The organism is Saccharopolyspora sp. NPDC000995, assembly GCF_053599315.1.
Genome location: NZ_JBSFLZ010000315.1, coordinates 1 through 1,661, shown reverse-complemented (window position 1 = coordinate 1,661; position 1,661 = coordinate 1). Strand labels below are relative to the sequence as shown.

Sequence of the window (1,661 nt, the reverse complement as noted above, 5' to 3'; positions counted from 1 at the left end):
CGTCGGGTGCGGATGCCCCGGTGGCCTCCGGACCGCAGGATGCCGCGCCCGCGAAGAGGAAGCGGGTTCGGCGGCGTGGGATACCTCGGGAGGAGGTGGCGGGGTGGGTCGCCCAGGCTAAAGCGGCGGGGCACACGACCGCCAAGGACGGAATGACATTCCTGCATGAACACAACATCGGGGTTGACGCCAGGGTTTGGAAGGCTGCGTGGCGTGGTGAGTCCGGGAAGGGGAAGCGGGTTCAGCGGCGTGGGATACCTCGGGAGGAGTTGGCGGAGTGGGTCGCCCGGGCTCAAGCGGCGGGGCACACGACCGCCAAGGCAGGAATGCAATTCCTGCATGAACACAACGTCGGGGTTGACGACACGGTTTGGCGGGATGTGTGGCGTGCTGAGTCCGGGAAGGGAAAGCGGCGGCGTGGGATACCTCGGGAGGAGTTGGCGGGGTGGGTCGCCCAGGCTCAAGCGGCGGGGCACACGACCGCCCAGGACGGAATGCAATTCCTGTATGAACACAACGTCGGGGTTGGCAACGGGGTTTGGCAGGCTGCGTGGCGTGCTGCGTCCGGGAAGGGGAAGCAGGTTCAGCGGCGTGGGATACCTCGGGGGGAGTTGGCGGGGTGGGTTGCCTGGGCTAAGGCGGCGGGGCACACGACCTCCACGGCAGGAATGACATTCCTGCGTGAACACCACGTCGGGGTTGAGGCCAAGGTTTGGCAGGATGCGTGGCGTGCTGCGTCCGGGAAGGGGAAGCGGGTTCAGCGGCGTGGGATACCTCGGGAGGAGTTGGCGGGGTGGGTCGCCCGGGCTAAAGCGGCGGGGCACACGACCGCCCAGGACGGAATGACATTCCTGCATGAACACAAGGTCGGGGTTGCCAACAGGGTTTGGGGGGATGTGTGGCGTGTTGTTTCTGGGGCTGATGCTGCTGGTTTTGGCGTGACGACGGATCAGTTGTCGGTTTTGCATGAGCGGGGGCTGGTTCCTGTTTATGTCGAGGCTGGGGGTGATTCTTTTTTTGCTGCGGCGCTGGATTCGATTCCTGGTCTGCGGGACAGGTTTGCGTCGGTTGAGGTGTTACGGGAAGCGGTCGCCGACTATGCGGACGAGCATAAAAGCGATGTTGCTGGCATTCGGGGTGGTGATGTGGATGGTTACCGGGAGGCTGTTGAGGAGATTCGCCGGCCGGGTGTGTACCCGGATAGGTCGGGTGATGTGGTTGCGCTGGTGGTGGGGCGGATGGCCGGGGTTCGTTTGTGGGTGATGGATGAGTCCGGGCAGGCTCATCCGGTGGATGAGGCCGTTTCGGATGCTGTTCCGGAGGTGGTGCTGCTTCGTCGTGAGACGGCTCGCGGTCATTACCTGGGGACTCGGCCCGCGGTGGCGGCACCGCCGGTTGATGAGGTTCCAGACGGCGCCGAGGAAGCACCGGTCCTCCATGAGATCCAGGCGGAGCCGCCGGATGATCCGGCCGGCCGGGCCGCTTTGGATTACTGGACCACTGATTTCGAGGATGAGAACCCAGACCCGTGGTGGGAAGCGTTCGGGGACGAGCCACCGGGCGCCCCCAAGGGCGACATCCCCGAGGCGGATGCTCCCGAGCGCGACGTTCGGGAGGGTGGCGTTCGGGAGGGGGATGCTCGCGAGGGTGGCGTTTCCGAG

1 protein-coding gene is annotated in these 1,661 nt (G+C 65.5%); it reads left to right on the top strand.

Annotated elements, in window-relative coordinates; translation table 11 throughout:
* Positions 1–842 precede the first annotated feature (842 nt).
* Positions 843–1,661: OTU domain-containing protein (locus ACWDKQ_RS36060; protein WP_450143222.1), on the top strand; the 819-nt coding region annotated here is incomplete at its 3' end.